Genomic DNA, 17,750 nt, shown 5'->3' on the forward strand with positions numbered 1-17,750 from the left:
CTGTGAGGATTCGAGCAGCTGCGACGGCTCCGATCCTCACAGGGGCGATGGTTGATCACGCCCTTGTGGTGAGTCCAGCCGTTGCCGGGATCGTAGATGGGATAGGTGATGGCGGACCATTGGATGGTGATGTCGGTGGCGCCGTTCCACAGATCGATGGTCTCGTCGGCGCCGTGGGAGGCGTCGATGTGATCGAGGATCAGCGTGTGGTTGGTGGAGAATTGGATGGCGTCGTGCTGGCTGGCGGGCCAGTTGGCGTCGGGATTCGGCGAGCGCACCCGCAGATGGCGGATGATCATGTTGCCGTAAGGGTTGCCGTAGGTGGTGTAAAGGTGGCCGTGGATGGTGATCCCCGCCTCGCCGGGAGCGGTCTGGCCGGCGATGGTGACGTCGCCGTGGGGGATGTGCACGTCACCGTCGATGACGCCGGAAACGGCGAAGACGATGATTCGCGGCCCCGGCTGGTCCAGAGCCCACTGCAGGCTGCCGACCCCGCTGGTGGCGAGGCTGGTGACCTTGAGCACCTGTCCACCCCGGCCGCCGGTGGCCTTGGCGCCGAAGCCTTGAGCCCCGGGAAAGGCCGGCAGGGCCTGGACGGTCAAGGTACATAGAGCGGCGATCAGCACCAGGGGCACGAAGCCGGGGTGCCGCAAGAAAGAACGGAGCACAGCGCAGGACGAGAACATGGAGCAGTCTCCTTCCGAGGGGGGAGGGGAGGCAAGAGCGCCTCGATTCTGCCTCGCCCGCGGAGAGAAGTGCAAGCATGCTCATAAGGCTCCGAGCTCGCCAGCCCTCGAGGGGCCCCTCCATCAACATTTGGGTACCACCTAGTTAAATATCTGATTCTTAGAGGCTTATGGGGCGGCCAACGCTCCATCAACACTTGGGTCCCGTCTGTTGATAGTGCTCAGATAGAGGATCAAGAAGAGACCAACAAGTGGGTCCCCCCTGCTGGTGCGAGCACAACCAACAAGTGGGTCCCCCCTGCTGGTGCACCCCTGCTGGTGCGAGGGGAGATCAACAAGTGGGTCCCTCCTGCTACGCTGGTGCTCCTGCCTCACGAAGGCCACCGGCCACGGGGCCGGGAGTCGGTGCTCCACCTGCTGTGGGAGATGGATCGCTGGCTGGAATAATCTCTCCGCTGTCGCTGATCTCTCCGCCGATCCTGAAGGCTCTCAGGGCACCCGCGTCGACCAGCGGCTGGCGTCGCCGGTCTCGAAGCCGTCCTTGAAGACCCCGGGCACCAGATCCCGGGCCAGACTAATGCCTCCAGCCGGAGCCGGGCGTCGGGGTGAGCTATCGAAATATTTTTTCGAAAGGAACCATATTCGTGTAACATTAGATGGATTATAACTACTTAAGAGGCGGTTGGCTCTCCTCCGGAAGGGAGCTGGGCACGCCGCCCGAGGAGGCTTCTGATGAAACGGATCCTCGTAGCTTCTGCCTGGCAGAACTCGCAACGCGAGTACGACATCGCCGTTTGGAAGAAGCGGCAGAACCTCTTCTCCGTCAACGCGTCTATGGAAGAACACTTCGGGCTTCGGTTTCTCAAGGCCAACGTCCCCGAGATCAAGATCCTGGAGTATCCGACCCGCGAGGCCTTTCTCCATGAGGTGCAGAAAGGCTGGGACGTAGTGGGGATTTCCTTCTATATCAACGAGACCAACGACGCTGTCGCCATGGCGCAGGCGGCCCGGGAGACCGGGGCCGAGGTCTGGGCGGGCAATTATGGCGCGCTGAATCCGCAGCTGGAGCCGCATTTTGATCGACTGTTCACCGGCTGGGGAGAGGGGGCGCTAGCCGAGCTGCTGGGCCGTGAGCCGGGGCCGCTGGTGCATCCGCCGGTCTACATGCACATCCGCTACAGGGGAATTCCGGTTCAGAAATGGGGGGTGCTCTTCACCTCCCGGGGATGCAACAAGACGTGCCATTTTTGTCAGACGCCACGCTTCTACAAAAAGCCCTACGCCATGGAGATGGACGCTCTGGAACGGGTTCTCTGGGAGTACCGTCGTCAGGGGGTGGGCCAGGTCATCGTCTTGGACGAGAACTTTGGCCATTTCCACGAGCACGCCCAGGAAGTGGTGGACCTCATCCATCAATATCGATTGCGCTGGAACCCCCTCACGCGGGTCGAGGCGGTTCATCGGAACTACGACGATTGGGTGGCTCGCGGTTTGTGCGGTGCCTCCATGGGAGTGGAGAGCCTGAATCAAGACTCGCTGGATGGGGCGAAAAAAGGCAACGATCTAGATCAGATCCGCCAGGTGTTGCGCAACATGAAGCGGGACCATCTCCTGGCGCAGGTTTTCTACATCATCGGATTCGAGGAGGACACGGAAGAGTCCATCCGGCGGGACATTCTCGAACTTGGTTCATACCAAGTAGATTCGCCGCAGATCCAGATCCTCACACCGTATCCTCAAACCATACTCTATCGCCGCATCGAGGAACGCTACGGTATCTTGGATCGCGATCTATCAAAATATGATTCGACCCACATGGTGTGGGACCACCCCAACGTCGAGCCGGCGAAAATGCGGGAACTCCTCTTCTGGGCCAACGACACCCTGTTCACCCGCAAAACGTCGTTGATGACGCTCAAGAAGCTGGCTCGGCAGAACGTTCGTCGGATTCTGCGCCGGCCCTGGGAGGGGATCTCCCGAGTCCCCCTTTGGGCCGGTAGGATCGATCCCCACGCCTCCTGACCCTCCTGCGCATGAACGATTCCGGAATCTGCATCGTCGGGGGTGGGCCAGCCGGGCTGATCTCCGCCCTTGCCCTCCACCGCCGAGGGCTGTCCCCCGTCGTCGTGCTCGAGGCGGGCGGACCTCTCCGCGACAAAGCTTGCGGTGAGGGTCTGATGCCCGACGGCTTGGAGTGCCTACGGAGTCTAGGGGTCGACTTCAGCGAGGTTCCCAGCGCACCCCTCAGGGGTATTCGCTACCTTTCTGAGACCGCTGGCAGGCAGCTCTTCGCCGAGGGGAGATTCCCTCAAGGCGAGGGGATGGGAATCCGCCGTACAGAACTCCACCGCGTGCTGCTGGAAGCCGCGGAGAGGGTAGGCATTGAGGTCCGGTTTCACAGCCGAGTGGAAGGGCTGAGCCCTCGGGGTGTGCGGCTGCAGCATCGGGAGCTCGGTGCCCGTTGGGTGGTCGGTGCCGACGGCCTCCACTCCTGGGTCCGCCGATGGGCCGGTCTCGGGGTGGGCCTTCGGAGCCCGAAGAGTCGACCGCAGGATCGTTTTGGCATTCGGCAGCACTATCGCATCAAGCCTTGGACCTCGATGGTGGAAGTGCATTGGGGGCGAGGGGTGGAAGCCTACGTGACCCCCACGGCACCGGAGGAAGTCTGTGTCACGATGCTCTTTTGCCGCAGTCAGCGTTCAGATCTGTCGCGGCTGAGACATCGCTTCCCGAGGCTCATCGAGCGGCTGGGAGACGCGCCTTCGGTCTCCAAGCCCCGCGGCGCCGGCCTCTTCCGTCAGCGCAGTTCTTCCGTAGCTTGTGGGAAGGTGCTTTTGGTAGGGGATGCAGCCGGGTACGTCGATGCCCTCGGTGGAGACGGAATCTCCCTCGCGGTTCATCAAGCGTCGGCTCTTGCGGATGCTCTGGCCAAGGAGGATCCGGCAGCCTATCAGCGGGCCTACCAGCGGCTGGTCTGCTGGCCCCACCGTATCGGATACTTGCTGCTAGCGGCGACCCACAGGCCTTGGTTGCGAGATCGGATGATCCGTGTCTTGCATCGGGAGCCCAAGCTCTTCGCTCGTCTGTTGGCGGTGCACGGTCGAGAGGAGGCTGGGGGATCGATGGGGTGGGGCGAGGTGTTCTCCATCGCCACGCGCTTCGCTGTCGGCTGACGGCTTGCTGCGGCGTCAAAGTGCTGACCAAGGCGTGCTGATCCTTCGGTTCGAGAGAGCCGGCGTTCCCCACCAGCCGATCTTCCCGTGCTTCCGGTCGGGATCGAGGTCGTCGACGTGGTCCTGAGAAGTTCCCGAGAGGACAAAGACGCTTGACACGCCCCCGGAGCTTCTGTACGCTGCAATTGGTCAAGGAAGGTTGACTGAATGAAAAGGAGAATTGACTGATGATCATACGAGATACAAGTTGGAGAGCGCAGACTCCCGCCCGGCGCCGGATCGTAGGGGGTTGGATTGGGCCGGTGCTGGCCCTGGTGGTGCTGATGGCCGGGATGGCCGGTGCGCAGGAGCCGGAGAGCCCGATGGAGACGAGCCCGGCGGGAGCTTGGGAAGGAGCCATCCAGCTGCCCAATGGGGAGCTGGGCATCGCGGTGGAGCTGCAGCAGGGAGATGAGGGGGCCTGGTCCGGCACCATCGACATCCCGGCCCAGGGACTGAAGGACTTCCCCTTGGACAACGTTGCGGTGGAGCCGCCGAAGGTCCATTTCGAGATGGCCGGTATCCCAGGGCAGCCGACCTTCGACGGCCAGCTGTCGAAGAACGGCGACGGCATCGCCGGCTCCTTCCAGCAGGGGCCTCAGAATCTGAGCTTCTCGCTGCGTCGGGTCGAGGGCAATGGCGAGGAGGCCTCGGAGGAAGCTGCGGCCAGGCCTCCGGAGATCCCCGCCGAGCCGGTGCCCGGAGAGGGCATGGCCGGGGAGTGGATGGGCGTGCTGAATCCCGGCCCGGTGAAGCTGCGGCTGGTGCTGCGGGTCGAGGAGAAAGACGGGAAGCTGTCGGCGACCTTCGAAAGCGTCGATCAGGGCGCGACCCTGGATGTCGACACCATCGAGCTCGCGGAGCAGCAGCTGACCTTTTCGATCCAGCGAGCTGGCGCCAGCTACGAAGGGACGCTCAACGAGGACGGCAGCGCCGTGGATGGAACCTGGAAGCAGGGCGGGGCGACCTTCCCGCTGGTCTTCCACCGCCTGGCGGAGAGCTTCGCTCTGAATCGGCCCCAAACTCCCCAGCCACCCTTCCCCTATGACGCCACGGAGGTCACCTTCACCAACCCGGACTCGGAGATCACCCTGGCGGGGACGCTGCTGACCCCCCACGGCGACGGACCGTTCCCGGCGGTGGTGATGGTCACCGGCTCCGGGCCTCAGGATCGGGACGAGTCGCTGATGGGGCACAAGCCGTTCTGGATCATCGCCGACCATCTGGCGCGCCACGGCATCGCCTCGCTGCGCTATGACGACCGTGGCGTCGGCGGCTCGGGAGGAAATATCCCTTCTTCGACCGGGAAGGATCTAACCCGGGACGCCCAGGCCGGCGTCGCGTTCCTGGCGCAGCAGGCGAAGATCGACCGGGCCGCGGTGGGACTTGTGGGCCATAGCGAGGGCGGTCTCATCGGCCCCCGGGCGGCGGTGGGCAGCGAGGACATCGACTTCTTGGTCTTGCTGGCCCCTCCCGGTGAGCCGCTGGCGGACCTCCTCGAGCGCCAGGCCCGGGATATTTATTCCCAGCAGGGAGTGGACGAGAAGCTCATCGATCGCGCTCTCGCCCGCGAAGAAGAACAGCTTCAGATCCTCTTGGACGACTCCCTCTCCAGCGAGGAAGTGGAGAAGAGGCTCGTCGAGCAAACCAAGGAGTTCCAGAAAGAGTTCACCGAGGAAGAGTTGCAGCAGCTGCAATTCGACCCGGCGGCGGTGGAGCAGAGGATTCGCCAGGTCGCCTCGCCGTGGTTCCGATCCCTCATCGGGGCCGATCCGGCAGTGTACCTGAAGCAGGTCGAGGTGCCGGTGCTGGCCCTCTTCGGCGCCAAGGACTTGCAGGTGTCCTCGGAGGTCAACGCGCCGATCCTGGAAGCCTCGCTGAAGGCCGCCGGCAACGAGGACTTCGAAGTGGTCACTTTCCCGGATCTCAACCACCTCTTCCAGCATGCCGAAACCGGTGCCATCGATGAATATGGTCAGATCGAGGAGACCTTCGCCCCGGAGGCCTTGGAGAAGATCTCCCAGTGGATTCTGGAGCGTTTCGGTGAGCGCGGCTATGATGAGTAAATGCAATCGAGCAGCGAGGAGCGGCTGCGCTTCCAGCTGGAGGCGAGCACCCGGGTAGAGCGTCACGATCAGCGTTCCCGAGAGGTCGCCCGTGGGCCGGGGTTGACCATCGTCTGGCACCCCGACCCGCGGCGCATCGGCGAGCGGGCGCTGTTGCCGGATCTGGCGGCGGGCCGGCCGGTCCGTCTGTCCCGCACCGAGCCTGTGTTCGCCGCCTCCTCCGGTTCCCTGAGATCCTCGCCGCGGCCGCTGGCGGATCCGTTCCTCAGTCGACGACCGCTGATCCTGGAACCCCGGGAGGGCGGCGGTCTTCGCCTCCACGGAGCTCTCCACCGGCTGCCCTTGGAGGTGGTTCCGCCGCCCGCGGAGAGCCCGGGAGAGAGTCCGACAGGAGACTCGGCGGAGGCGGAGGTGTTGCTGCCGCCGGAAGCCCTGGAGGAGGGGCGTCTGCTGCTCCTCGCCGGTCGGGTGCTCCTGCTGCTGCACCGGCTGGAAGCGCTGCCGCCGCAGCCGGCGCCGCCCCTGGGCTTGGTGGGTCGAAGCGACGCCATGGAACGGCTGCGGCGGCAGATCCTGGAGGTGGCGCCGTCGTCCTACCCGGTGCTCCTGCGCGGCGAGACCGGCTCCGGCAAGGAGCTGGTGGCGCGGGCCCTCCACGACAAGGGCAGCCGGCCTTCGGGACCCTTCGTGGCGGTGAATCTGGCCGCCCTGCCGCCGTCGTTGGCGCCGGCGGAGCTCTTCGGGGCGCGCAAGGGAGCCTTCACCGGTGCCGGGGAGGCGCGGGCCGGCCGTTTCGCCGCGGCCCACGGGGGCACCCTCTTCCTGGACGAGATCGGCGAGGCCTCGCCGGAGGTCCAGGTGCTGCTGCTGCGGGCGCTGGAGAGCGGCGAGGTGCAGGCGGTGGGCTCGGATCGGCCCCGGAAACTGGACGCGCGGGTGGTGGCGGCCACCGATGCGGACCTGGAGCAGCGCATCGGTGAGGACCGCTTCAAGGCGCCGCTGCTGCACCGCCTCAACGCCTGCACCCTGCGCCTGCCGCCGCTACGCCGGCGGCGAGAAGATGTCGGCCTTCTCTTGCTCCATTTCCTGCGCCAGGAGCTGGCGGCCTGGCAGCTGGGGGCGATCCTGGAGCCGGCGCGGGAGCCCCATCAGGAGCCCCATCGGGAGCCGGACGGCGGCACTTCCGATCCTTGGCTGCCGGCCTCGCTGGTGGCTCGCCTCGCCGCCTACTCTTGGCCCGGCAACGTGCGGGAGCTGCGCAACGTCGCTCGGCACCTGGTCCTGCGCTATCGCCAGGAGGCGTCGATCCCCCTCGCCGCCTGGCAGGAGCTCCAGCGGGATCTGCTGACCGGGGATCCCGCCGCCGGGAAGGATGGGGATGGACCGGCGGCGGCCCCCTCCCGGCCTTCCTCGCCGCCTTCCTCGTTTTCAGAGCCTCAGGCCGGGGAGCCCGAATACCGCTCCAGCTCCGCGGTGAGCGACGAAGAGCTGCTCCACGCCCTCGACGCCCATGGGTGGAAGGTGGCCTCGACGGCGGCGGCCTTGGGACTCTCCCGCACCTCCCTCTATCGGCGCATGGATTCGTGCCCCGAGATCCGCCGCGCCTCGCAGATCCCGGCGGAGGAAGTCCAGGCTGCCTTGGCGGCCCACGACGGCGAGGTGAGCTCCGCTGCCCGGCAGCTGCGGGTGTCGCCCCACGGCCTTAAGCTGCGCGTCGCCGACCTGGCGAGCTCTGAATCGGCGTGAGCCCTCCATCCCACCGCCGGGTGGCGGACCGCTATCAGCTGGAGGAGCGGCTGGGCCTGGGCGGTATGGGCGAGGTCTACCGCGCCTTCGACGAGGTGCTCAACCGTTGGGTGGCTCTCAAGCGGCTGCGCCCGGATCGGCCTCTGGAAGATTCCGCCCGCCGGCGGCTGGAACGCGAAGCCCGACTGGTGGCGCGGCTCAGCCATCCTTCCGTGGTCCAGCTCTACGACCTGGTGCACTGGCAGGGCGAGCTGTGGCTGGTCATGGAGCTGGTGCGGGGCCGGAGCCTGGCGGAGCTGCTGGGCCGGGGGCCGCTGGCAGAAGAGCGGGCGCTGGTCCTGGCGGAGCAGATCTGCGCCGGTCTCGCCGCCGCCCACGAGCGGGAGATGGTGCATCGGGATCTGAAGGCGGAGAATGTCCTGGTGCAGGTGGACGGCCATGCCCGCATTCTCGACTTCGGCCTGGCCTTGGAGGCTTTGGGACCGGAGGACGAGCCCCTCACCGGCGAGACGGAGCTGGTGGGCACCCGCCGTTCCATGGCGCCGGAGCAGCTTCTGGGGCGGCCGGTGGATGGCCGGGCGGATCTCTTCTCCCTCGGCGTTCTGCTCTACGAGGTGGTCACCGGGGAGTCGCCCTTCGCGGCGCAGAACCCTGTGGAGACCAGCCAGCGAGTGTTGCACCACAGCCCACCGCCGCCGGAAGCCCGCAATCCCCACCTAGATCCGGCCCTGGGCCGGCTGATCCAGCAGCTGCTGGAGAAGAGACCGGAACGGCGGCCCCAGAGCGCGGAGGCGGTGGCTCGGGAGCTGGCGAAGATTCGCGCCGGCTGGGAGCGCGGAAGGGACGAGCTGGACCACACCACCGGCTCCCATCCGCCAGTGACATTGCCCGTGGATGAGGTCGCAGAGGAGCCCTTGGCCTCGTCTGCGGCCCTATCCTCCGGACCCCAGGAAGGTAGAGAGCTGATTGCTGGGTCTGCTGTGGCTGAGTCTTCCGCTGCTGGCTCTTCAACGGACAAGTCGTCCGCCGGTGGAGATCCTGGTCCCCCTCGCCGAGCCCTGCGCCCAGCGCTGGGGGCGGCGTTGGGATCGGCATTGGTGCTCGCGGTAGTGCTGGGATTGTTGGGGTTGCTGGGGCCTTCCGCCGGTTCCTCCGAGGTGACGGATCTGGCGGTGGCGGTGACGGCGCCGCGGATGGCAGCTGGGGCAGGTCCCGAGGGCTCGCCGTCCGGGGAATCGTCGTCTCCGCAGGCCTCGTTCCTGGGTTCGGCGCTCCGAGCGGCGGCGCTGGAGACGCTGGCGGGGCTGGAGGGCATCGCCGCCTACAGCACCGAGAGCCTCGAGGCCGAGCCCGCCACGGCGGTGGCGGCGGGGCGGATGCTGGCGGTGGATGAGATCCTGGATGCGCAGGTGGAGTGCGCGGGGCAGCTCTGCCGGGCGACCCTCAGTCGCCTCTCCGGCGAGGACGGAAGAGTCCTGGACGTGGTGTCCTTCGAGGCTCCGGCGGATGCTCCGGCGCTGGTGCGGCGGGCGGTGTTGGCACGGCTTCGGGACCTCTACCCGCACCGGCGATGGACCGGGCCGGAGGTGGGGGAGCTGCCGCCGACGGCTTATGGGGAGTTTTTGGAGCTGCGAGGGAGGGTGCTCCAGGGACGTGTCGACGAAGAGATTTTAGAAGCCTTGGAGGAGCTGCGCCGCCGGGCTCCGGGCTTTGTGGAGCTCTACCTCCTGGAGGCTCAGACGGCGCGCCAGCGGTTCGCCCTGGCCCGGGACGGGACCCTGCAAGGGCGCGCGGAAGAGCTTTTGGAGGAAGCCCGCCGCCGGGCGCCGGGGGACGTGCGGGTGCTGCTCCAACGCTTCGACCTGGCCTACGACACGGGGAGTTGGCTCCAGGCCCGGGCGCTGCTGGAGGAGTTGGAGAAGCTGGACCCCGCCAGCCCCCAGGTGCTGCGCCGGCGGGCGGAGCTCTTGGCCCGGGAGGGGCACGCCGGCGAGGCTCTGGAGCAGATGCGGCGGGCGGCGCGGCTACGGCCCAGCTTCTCCATGCGCTTCAATCTCGCCCTGATGGAGTACCGCCACGGGGAGATCGACGCCGCTCGCCGCACCCTCGAGGCGGTGGTGGCGCAAAGCCCCGACAGCCGGCTGGCCCGTTCCTTCCTGGCCCAGATCGAGCTCGCGGCGGGAGATGTGGAACGGGCTCGGGACCTCTACCAGCAATTGGTGGCGCGGGCTCCCGGTGCGCTGGAGCTGTCCAACCTGGGGTTTGCCCAGCTCCTCCTGGGGGACGCCACGGGAGCCCTGGAGAGCTTTCGCCAGGCTGCGGATCTGGAGCCCGCCAACGCGGCCATCGCCCTCAACGTGGCGGATGCCCTGGCGTTGGTGGGGCGGCAGGGAGAGAGCCGGGAGGCCTATGCAGAGACCTTGCGTCTGGCCGATGACGATCCGGCGGCGGCGGACTGGCAGCGGTCCTCCGTACGGGCCCAGGCGCTGGCTCATCTGGGCCGGTCCCGGGAGGCGGTGGCGGCGGTGCAGGAGGCTTTGCACCAGGCTCGGGGTATGCCCCAGGCACGCTACGAAGCGGCCCTCGTCTATGCTCTCGTTGGGGATCGCACCTCCGCCCTCACCAACGCCGAGCAGGCCCTCGCCGGCGGCGTGCAACCCAGCTGGTTCTACCTCCCGTGGCTCGAGCAGCTACGCCAGGATCCGGAGCTGCGGGATCGCTTCGCCGGGGAAGCGCTCATCCCGGTCCCTGACGCGGCGGCAGCAGCACCGTCGGGTCCAGACCGGTGACTTCCCGCAGCCCCAACAGCCGAGGCGGTAGTGCGATGGGTTGGACTGGCGGAGCCTCGAGAGAGCTGGTGGAGCCCTCGGGGCGATAGACCACGAAGAGCTCGTAGGGGATGGCCACGGCTTCCTCGCGATCCGGGCTCCAGGGGAACCTCCAGATCCAAACGTGGCCCGAGCCCCTGGGGCTGGAATCGAGAAACCCCTGGGGCAGCTGCTCACAATCGCAGGGCACGACGTTGCCCAGCAGCACGGTCCAACCTTCGATGCTATTGCGCACTTTCCTCAGCCGCCACAGCACCTGGACCGTGGTCCGGGCTTGATCCGACCATGTCGCCCGCACCGGGTTGGGGCCGACGGAGAGCCCCGGCCCGCCGGCGTCGAAATCGATCTCCACGATGCCATCGGTGACGACCGGTTGCACTGGCTTCGCATCCCTTCGATCCTTGCCCATGATCCAACTCCTCTCGGTGTTCGTGGCCGGCTCGGGGGCAGCCTCGCCGCGGGTGTCTCACGTCCAACCGTCCGCTCGGACGGCTGGACGGTGTCCGGACGGTGTCGGACACTTCGGCGGCGCGCTGAAAGGGCCCCTTGGAAGCTGTCGAAATCCCTCTCTTCGGAGCTCGTCCGGGTATCTACCGATTCCTTCTAATCCACTGATTCTATGAACCTTGGTCAAGGTTCTTCGGCTCCCCTGAAGGCAGCTCGGAGCCGAAAAACAACTCTCCTGTCAAGGCTGGCATAGGCCTTGCCCTAGTAGAGAGTCGCATGCAGCTCAGCGATTCCGGGATCAGCCTTCGATTGTACCCAAAAACGAATCTTCAAGAGAGGAATGAATCATGCCCAGCAATCTTCGCGACACCGTCATCAGCTTCGCCGACCTCGCCGCCACCGCGTTTCTGCCCGGGGTCGCTGCCCAGGCCGTCACCACCCTGCTGCCGCCCATCGCCGACCTGATCTTCGACGAGGGCGATGTCCATCTCGCCCTCGAGCAGGGGGGCGTGTCGACGGTGGTCACCACCCAGACCGGCCAGTCCTACACCATCACCGTCACGCCGGACGAGACTCCGGAGCTCTTCGAGGCGCTCGCGAGGTCCCGGGAGCGGCAGGGCGACCCGAATCGCGGTATGACGCGCCACCAGGAGTTCCACGGCTTCTCCGTGCAGGTGCCGCCGACTTCCGACGGCGGCGGTGTCAGCATCCTCAACGGCATCATCGGCGTCCAGTGGTGATGGGCTGATCGATCCCCCCATCCTTTGGCGGGTCCCGGGCCGGTTCGGTTCGGGACCCGTTTTCCGTTGTTGGGTCTGCTGAGCTTCGGGCTTCTACGAAGCTCCGGGCTTCTGCTAAGTTCCGGCCGTGATTACGAGTGGCAAAGATCTCGGCGAAGCTCCGGCCCGACGGCCCCTGGACGGCATTCGAGTACTGGAAATGGGCCAGCTCATGGCCGGACCCTTCGCCGGCACCCTGTTGGCCTACTACGGCGCCGAGGTGATCAAGATCGAGCCGCCGGAGGGGGATCCGGTGCGCGGGCTTCGGCGGGTGGAGGACGGGACCTCGCTGTGGTGGTACACCCTGGGGCGGAACAAGAAGTCCGTCGTTCTCGATCTGCGCCAGGAAGCAGGCCGGGAGATCGCCCGCCGGTTGGCTCACCGGGTGGACGTGGTGGTGGAGAATTTCCGTCCCGGAACCCTGGAGCGCTGGGGGCTCGATCCGGCATCCATCCAGCCGCAGAACCCGGGGCTGATCTACGCCCGCGTCTCGGGCTACGGCCAGACCGGCCCCAGAGCTTCCCAGCCGGGCTACGCCTCAGTGTGCGAAGGCTTCGGTGGGCTGCGGCAGGTGACCGGCTTCCCCGACGGGCCTCCGGTGCGGGCCAATCTCTCGTTGGGAGACTCGCTTTCCGGTCTCCACGCCGCCTTTGGAGTGGTGCTGGCTCTCCTCGACCGGGCTCGCCGAGGAGCCGACGCCGGCCCCGGCCAGGTGGTGGATCTGGCGATCTTCGAGTCGGTCTTCAACATGCTCGAAGCGGTGGTGCCGGAATATGACCGCTTGGGGGAGGTGCGCCAACCCTCCGGCACCACCATCACCGGCATCGTGCCGAGCAACACCTACCCCTGCAAGGACGGCAAGTCGGTGATCATCGGCGGCAACGGCGACTCCATCTATCGGCGCCTGATGCGCACCGCCGGCCGCCCGGATTTGGCGGAGGATCCGCGGCTGGCCCACAACGAGGGCAGGGTGCGCCATCAGCAGGAGGTCGACGACGCCCTCGCCGCATGGACCCGCACCCTCACCGTCGAAGAGGCCCTGGTGGCGCTGGAGGCGGCATCGGTGCCCGCGGGCCCCATCTACAGCGTTGCCGACATGATGGAGGACGAGCAGTATCGGGCGCGGGAGCTCTTCGAAGAGGTGGAGGCCGGCGGCAAGCCGCTGAAGATTCCTGCCATAGCCCCCAAGCTCTCGGCGACCCCCGGCCGCACCGATTGGGCCGGGCCACCGCTGGGAGCCCACACCCGGGAAGTGTTGCAGGAGATGTTGGGGCTGGACGAGGAAGAGATCCAGCGCTTGCAGCAGCAGGGAGTGGTGTGAGCGGAGGCGTCGAAAGGCCCGCGGGGAGAGGCGATGAGCGAGCTCGCGGTCTCCTCGTGGCCGCGCTGGCGGTGCTTTCGGCGGGGATCTTGGCGGCGATGCTCCTGGGAGGACCGGCAGGGCAGGTTCTCTTCGGCGCCTTGGTGGTGCTCTTTCCGCTGCCGCTGATGGCTCTGGGAGCGCTGAGGCGAGGCCAGCTGGGCCGGCTGGTGCCGGTGTTGGTGCTGCTCGGGATCCTCCTCGAAGGAGGCTTCTTGGGGATGCTCGCCCTCGCCGGCCGGGTGAGCCAGGCGCCGTGGATCGCTGGTTTTCCCGCCGCCGCGGCGCTGCTGCTGACCTCGGTGTGGCTGGTGCCGCTGGTGATCGTTTCGCTGGCCTACGGGCTGACCTTCCCGGCCCTTGGGATCCGGGACGAGGACCTGACTCGGCTGCGTCGGCTCAGGCAGGAGCCGGGGCGGGATCCGGATCCGGGTTCGGACGAGGAGAGCTGAGAATGCCCATCCTCGACAAGCCCGCCATCGTCTGGACCTCGCTGATCTATCTGGCGCTGGTGGTGGCCATCGGCGTGTGGGCGGTGCGCCGCACCCGCAACGCCAAAGATTTCTTCATCGCCGGGCAATCCCTCGGCCTGCTGGTCACCGGCTTCGCCACCATGTCTGCGGCCTACTCGGGCTTCGTCTTCATCGGCGGCCCGGGGCTGACCTACCGCATGGGCATCGCCTCGCTCTTCATCTGCACTCCGGTGGGTTTCACCGCCGGCATGTTGTGCTGGGCCATCGCCAAGCGGCTGCGGCTGTTGGCGGAGGTTCGGGAGGTCTACACCGTGCCCGACGCCCTGCTGGCGCGCTACGACAGCCGAGCTACCGCCGGGCTGGCGGCGATCGCGGTGGTCTTGGGCACCGTCGCCTACCTGGGGGCTCAGCTGCAGGCGCTGGGGGTGCTCATCGAAGCGATCTTCGGCACCCGCGAGCTGCTGGGGGAGTGGAGCCTGGCGGTGGCCATGCTCATCGGGTTGGCGGTGGTGCTCTTCTACGCCGTCGCCGGGGGGATGGTGGCGGGCGTTTACACGGATCTCTTCCAGGGCGTGTTGATGGCGGCGGCGGCGGTGGGGGTCTTCTACTACGCCCTGCAGAGCGGCGGCGGGCTGGGGCAGATCACCCGCTCCATCACCGAGTCGGAGCGTTTCGGCCCGGGCTTCCTGGACCCTCTGGGCGGGGTGCCGGTGTTCACCGCCCTGGGCTTCTTCTTTACCTTCGCCGTGGGCACGCTGGGGCAGCCCCACATGCTGCACAAGTTCTACATGCTGAAGGATCCGAAGAAGCTCCAATGGCTGCCGGCGGTGATCGCCGGCGGGCAGACGATGTGCGTGCTGATCTGGCTGGGCATCGGCCTGGCGGTGCCGGCGCTGGTGGCGGGAGGTCGGCTGGCGCCGCTGGAGGATGCGGACCAGGCCTCGCCCCTCTTTTTGCTGGAATTCGCCCCGGAGGTGCTAGCGGGGCTGGTCTTCGCCGGAATTTTGGCAGCGATCATGTCCACCGCCGACTCCTTCGTCAACATCGGCTCCGCGGCGCTGGTACGGGATCTGCCCAAGGCTTTCGGCTGGCGGCTACCGGAGCAGCTCCTGTGGGGCCGCATTGCGGTGCTCGGCGTCGCCGGTGCGGCGGCGATCTTCGCCTATCTCTACGGCGACCTCATCGCCCTCCTGGGCACTTTCGCCTTCGGCACCTTCGGCGCCGCCCTGACCCCGGCCCTGGCCATCGGCCTGAACTGGAAGCGCGTCACGCCCGCCGCCGCCACGGCGTCGGTGGCGGTGGGCATCGTGGTAAGCGTGGTGGGAGAGTTCCTCGCCCGCCAGAGCTTTTTCCCGGACCTTCCCCAGCTACCGCTGCCTCCGGGAGTCCTACCCTCGAGCCTGGCCCTGGCGGCCTCCTTCGTCACCCTCTTCGCCGTGACCTGGATCACCCGCCCGGTGGCGATCGCGGAGGACGTGGCGGCGGTGATGGAGAGCTGACGGAGTGCTCTCTTGATCGCTTCCTCGGTCTTCCCCGGGGAGTGGTACCCACTTGTTGATCGCGTGTTGATCGCGTTCTCGTGCATCACCAGGGCAGCGCTCGCGCGGGGTGCTCGGGAGTCGGGTCCTGCGGTGGCCAGGAGGCCATCCTCGGATCCAGCTCCCTCGCCAGACCGGCTGAGGTCCTCGGTTCGCTGGGGATGGAGGAGGAGGGGGGTGGAATCGAGTTCCCGAGGGTGGTACCCACTTGTTGGTGCCTTTCTTTTCAAAGGCTTGGATGGTCGCTACCCACTTGTTGGTAGTGGATGGGTGGTACCCACTTGTTGGTCAGCGTCAACAAGCGGCACCCAAATGTTGATGCCTTGTTTTTCAGTGACTTACGACCAGTTTGGGGCTTGATTCCGCAAGGGGTACCCAAATGTTGATGGCCCCAAGGTTGGGGCCTACGGACAGTCGCTGGGGGTGAGGCGGTAGAGCAGGTCGGGCTCGTTGGCTGGGGGGTGTGGGAGACCGTTCTCGAGGCGAATGACGACCTCGTCGGGTTGAGATTCTCGGAGCCAGAAGAGGCCGGGGACGGCGTTGGATTCAAGGCGGTAGTCCTGGTCGACGGGGTGCAGGCGTTCTTGAAGAACTTTTTCGGTCAGCTCCAGGTGTAGCTCGCGGCTGAGGGCGCGGGTCCAGACTTCGGCGAGGCAGGAGGTGACGATCTGGCCGACGAGCTGCCAGCGGGGGATGCTCTGAGCCAGGTCCCGGCAAGCGGCGCCGGCGTCGAAGTCTCTCGGTTCGATGCGGTCGAGGCGCTGGAGGTGGCGGTGGTAGCGGACGGCGGTGTCCCTCAGGCTCCAGCGGATCAGCGGGCGTAGGAGCGGCTGATGAAAGGACTCATATCCGGGCAGATCGGAGTTGGGGTCCAAGGAGAACTGGGTATCGATCAGGCTCTCCACGGGACCGTCCCAGCGGGCCAGCGAAGCGAAGTAGTAGGTCTGGGCTTCGAGGGCCACGCGGAGAGGGGGCCGTAGTTCGGTGACTTGCAGGCGGTGGAGCCACCGGGGAGATGGCGAGCAGTGGCCCCGCAGGACCGCCAGCTGCCGCTGGAGCATGGCCAGGGAGATGAGCTGGTGGACCACCTGGGGCTCCCGACGTATCGCCGTCGCCAGCTCCCAAGCGGCCTCCAGAAGCCGCTCTGCGGTTTGCGGCCGGTCTTCTTGGAGAGCCAGGGCAGCAGCGGCGGCCAGTACTTTCTGCAGCTGGTAGAGACCGATGCCGCCGGCCACCGGCTGGGATGGATCGGCCAGATCGCGGTGAAATTGGAGCGGAGGTCCTTCCTCGAGATCTCGGGCCAGCTGCAGAAGCCGGGGCTGGGCCCAGCGCAGATAGCTGCTAGCCGCCGGTTCGAGCTCCGGCCAGGCGTTCCTGGAGGGGGCCTTCAACAGCTGCCCGAGAAACTCGTGAATCGCTGGAGAGGCTCGCCGCCAGCGGGTCTCGGCCACGGCGTCGGGGGAGAGGTCGAGCCCCGCCGGCTGGAAGAAGTCGATACCGAGGGCGCGGGCCGAGGCTTCGACTTCGAGGGCGGTCTCGTTGGTCGAGTGGGTCGGGAAGGCGGCCTCGAAGCTTTCGGCATCCAGCAGCCGGCGCCATTCTTGGCCCATGGCCGCTTCGCCCCGGCGCAGCCGCAGCTCGGCGACGAGGGCGCCCAGGATTCCGCCGACGGCCAGCACCGCCAGCACGAACAAGAGCCTTCTCCACGACGTTCCTCTGCGCATCGGTTCTCATCTTAGCGCTTGCCCAGGAGCGATAGGAATGCTTGGGAGGAGGATGGGGCCGGCCCCTGCGGTCTCCAGACCCACGAGGGTCCGGAGCCCGCAGGACACCGGGCTTGGGTGCAGGCGGTTACCAGGGCGTCTCGCAATAGCAGTACTTCAGCTTCACCTCGCCGTCGGCGTCGGTGATCCGCATGCCGACTTTGTAGCCGGAGTAGGAGCAGCGGTTGCTGTAGGAGTGGGGCCCGGTGGAGTAGGTGGCAGCATATTTGGTCACCCAGGCATAGGGCGCGTAGGTCTCAACCTTGTAGGGCGGATCGCCGTCGAGGATGGTGCCCTGCACTCCCACTACGCCGCCGGGACCGCTGAGGCTGCATTGGAAGTTGACGTCCAGGTTCGGGCAGCTGAAGGTAGAGAAGTTGGCGGTGTCCGTGTCGCAATGGGTCTCGCACACGGTCCAGCCGTTGCCGTCCCACACCCGCGGGCAAACCTTGACCTCGAAGGTGTGGTCACCGCATTCGTCGAAGTCGTCGATGAAGGTCCAGCCGTACCAGGTGCCGGGGCTGCCGCTGACGGTGCTGGTCTGGTAGAGGTTGCCGTCGATGCGGTATTGGATTTGCGCCGACGATGCGCCGTTGACCCTCCACAGGCCTTCGCTGTCGACGACGTCGTTGTTCCAGTAGATATAGTCGCCCCAGGCGTCGGCGCTGGTGCCGGAGCAGTTGCCGGCGGCTTCCGCGGCGGGACCGGGCCAGAAGACGGCGAGCAGGGCCGCGGCGGCCAGCATCATGAGGCCGAGGGTACGGGGGAGCAGGATGTTGCGGTTCATGGATTCCTCCTCGATGAAGGTGAAAGCTCGCAGTGCGAGCATCAGATCCCCAGGATCCGAGGCCC

The 17,750-nt window shown here is 66.8% G+C and carries 13 protein-coding genes; 9 read left to right on the forward strand and 4 right to left on the reverse strand.

Annotated elements, in window-relative coordinates; all coding sequences use genetic code 11:
* The coding region (locus SX243_11835) for a hypothetical protein (protein ID MDY7093651.1) at positions 1-686 on the reverse strand (686 nt) is incomplete at its 3' end.
* A gap of 732 nt (positions 687-1,418) precedes the next feature.
* On the opposite strand from SX243_11835, the gene SX243_11840 reads away from it, so the two are divergent.
* From SX243_11840 to SX243_11860, 5 genes are all read left to right on the forward strand, one after another.
* Positions 1,419-2,708, forward strand: coding sequence for a B12-binding domain-containing radical SAM protein (locus SX243_11840; protein ID MDY7093652.1), 1,290 nt, complete (start codon positions 1,419-1,421; stop codon positions 2,706-2,708).
* An 11-nt stretch (positions 2,709-2,719) separates the two neighbouring features.
* A complete protein-coding gene (locus SX243_11845; protein ID MDY7093653.1) occupies positions 2,720-3,859 on the forward strand; it encodes an NAD(P)/FAD-dependent oxidoreductase in 1,140 nt (379 codons plus the stop codon).
* 227 nt (positions 3,860-4,086) lie between these two features.
* Positions 4,087-5,964, forward strand: a complete 1,878-nt coding sequence (locus tag SX243_11850) for an alpha/beta hydrolase (GenBank protein ID MDY7093654.1) — start codon at positions 4,087-4,089, stop codon at positions 5,962-5,964.
* The gene (locus tag SX243_11855; protein MDY7093655.1) at positions 5,965-7,710 is read left to right on the forward strand and encodes a sigma 54-interacting transcriptional regulator; all 1,746 of its coding nucleotides are present in this window, start codon (positions 5,965-5,967) and stop codon (positions 7,708-7,710) included. It begins immediately after the preceding gene.
* Positions 7,707-10,499 carry a protein kinase gene (locus SX243_11860; protein MDY7093656.1) on the forward strand — a complete coding sequence of 931 codons (2,793 nt, stop codon included), beginning with the start codon at positions 7,707-7,709 and terminating at the stop codon, positions 10,497-10,499. Before SX243_11855 ends, SX243_11860 begins: the two co-directional genes overlap by 4 nt.
* On the opposite strand, the gene SX243_11865 is transcribed toward SX243_11860, so the two are convergent.
* Positions 10,447-10,947 carry a hypothetical protein gene (locus SX243_11865; GenBank protein ID MDY7093657.1) on the reverse strand — a complete coding sequence of 167 codons (501 nt, stop codon included), beginning with the start codon at positions 10,945-10,947 and terminating at the stop codon, positions 10,447-10,449. The two genes, SX243_11860 and SX243_11865, sit on opposite strands and share 53 nt — an antisense overlap.
* 385 nt (positions 10,948-11,332) lie before the next feature.
* Between SX243_11865 and SX243_11870 the strand changes: the two genes are divergently transcribed.
* The 4 genes from SX243_11870 to SX243_11885 all read left to right on the forward strand — a co-directional run bounded on the left by SX243_11870 (position 11,333) and on the right by SX243_11885 (position 15,096).
* Positions 11,333-11,725, forward strand: coding sequence for a hypothetical protein (locus SX243_11870; GenBank protein ID MDY7093658.1), 393 nt, complete (start codon positions 11,333-11,335; stop codon positions 11,723-11,725).
* A 127-nt stretch (positions 11,726-11,852) separates the two neighbouring features.
* The gene (locus SX243_11875) at positions 11,853-13,085 is read left to right on the forward strand and encodes a CaiB/BaiF CoA-transferase family protein (GenBank protein ID MDY7093659.1); all 1,233 of its coding nucleotides are present in this window, start codon (positions 11,853-11,855) and stop codon (positions 13,083-13,085) included.
* Between the two features lie 56 nt (positions 13,086-13,141).
* Positions 13,142-13,576 (forward strand): hypothetical protein, encoded by a 435-nt coding sequence (locus SX243_11880; GenBank protein MDY7093660.1) that lies wholly within the window; start codon positions 13,142-13,144, stop codon positions 13,574-13,576.
* A gap of 2 nt (positions 13,577-13,578) precedes the next feature.
* Positions 13,579-15,096: a sodium/proline symporter gene (locus SX243_11885; GenBank protein MDY7093661.1), complete on the forward strand. Its 1,518-nt coding sequence runs from the start codon at positions 13,579-13,581 to the stop codon at positions 15,094-15,096.
* 443 nt (positions 15,097-15,539) lie between these two features.
* Here SX243_11885 and SX243_11890 read toward each other — a convergent pair whose 3' ends face one another.
* Both SX243_11890 and SX243_11895 read right to left on the reverse strand, forming a co-directional pair.
* The gene (locus SX243_11890) at positions 15,540-16,829 is read right to left on the reverse strand and encodes a hypothetical protein (GenBank protein MDY7093662.1); all 1,290 of its coding nucleotides are present in this window, start codon (positions 16,827-16,829) and stop codon (positions 15,540-15,542) included.
* 157 nt (positions 16,830-16,986) lie between these two features.
* Positions 16,987-17,727 carry a hypothetical protein gene (locus tag SX243_11895; protein ID MDY7093663.1) on the reverse strand — a complete coding sequence of 247 codons (741 nt, stop codon included), beginning with the start codon at positions 17,725-17,727 and terminating at the stop codon, positions 16,987-16,989.
* Positions 17,728-17,750 lie beyond the last annotated feature (23 nt).

This window comes from Acidobacteriota bacterium (assembly GCA_034211275.1).
GTDB lineage: Bacteria > Acidobacteriota > Thermoanaerobaculia > Multivoradales > JAHZIX01 > JAGQSE01.